Annotated in this window: 1 protein-coding gene; it reads left to right on the top strand. The window is 41.1% G+C overall.

Annotated elements, in window-relative coordinates:
• Positions 1 to 608 precede the first annotated feature (608 nt).
• On the top strand, positions 609 to 1,161 hold a 553-nt coding region (locus IEW94_RS16750), incomplete at its 3' end, for a hypothetical protein (RefSeq protein WP_188655233.1).

The following is a 1,161-nucleotide window of genomic DNA, read 5'->3' as shown; positions in this document are numbered from 1 at the left end:
CCTGACCATAGCCACGGTGCTGGACCTGGTGGACGGCCTATTGCCAGATGCACAGTTGGCAAGCTATGATGCCATTGAAAAACTGGTGCTGAAAGAAAAGAGCTTAAAAAAATAATGAAAACAGACCGGCAATTTTTTTTAACCAAAAGGGATGCATGTGAAATCATTACGGAACAAAAGCCCCAACATCTACCGAGCTAATACTATGCAATGTTTTTGGGAAGCTTAAAAGGCCAGTATCATTTTTTATTAAAAAACTCCTTGGTTTTACTGGGACAAGAGGCTTTTTTAATAAAAAACAATGAACCGATGCCCTTTTAAGACCTATAAGACCCAAAAGCCGGCAATACCGATCAATACAAATTGACCACATGATTTTTCCAGTAAATAATTGCCTGTTCATAGGGCTTACGGGGCTTTTTACCGTAAAAATGGGATAAGCAGAATTTGGCAAATACTACAACGGTCCAATATCCACCAGATCATATGAAATCCTATTGGTTTGCCGCAAATAAGTGCCATTTTAATGGGGTTTCAAGAGCTTTTGCCGCAAATCCAAAATAAATGCAACCAATTAAAATTGTTAAATAGCTGATTTTAAACGAAATATGAACAGTAACATCGCGCAGCGTGTTACCCTCTTGCTTTACAAATGGATTTGCAAACCAAAATCAAAAAACGCAAATGTCATCCATCACCACCTATTCGGAACCATGTTTGGTGATCTTGAAGCCCCATGGTTCAAACCTGAGGTTGTCCATATATTCCTGCTTGTGGACTATCAACATTTTCTCAGTACCCTTTTCGAGTATGGGCAGGTATCCATATTCATAGCAAAAAAAGTAGGTTCCACTGTTAAACGGGAAAATATGGGTGAATATCTCGAACCTAAAGCCCAATTTGGACAGGACCTCCCTGTCAACGGTGCTCTTGCCGCTTGGGCAGAAATGTGCCATGAGGCTTCTGTTCCTGCGCAGGTCACTGTTTATCCTCTGGATGGACAGTTCGTGGGAAGACCTGCTGGCATTGTGATGGGCACTCCTGCACTGGGCATCACAGAATTTTTTGTCCGAACGGCCCTTAAGCTCTTTATTGCAGGCCAAGCAAAATCTTTTTTCCATTCAATTGGTATCATTAAACGTATATATCCGTATATACCCA

Source organism: Yeosuana aromativorans (assembly GCF_014646655.1).
Taxonomy (GTDB): Bacteria; Bacteroidota; Bacteroidia; order Flavobacteriales; family Flavobacteriaceae; genus Yeosuana; species Yeosuana aromativorans.
The sequence above is the reverse complement of the archived record's forward strand: the minus strand, read 5'-3'. Positions and strand labels throughout refer to the sequence as shown.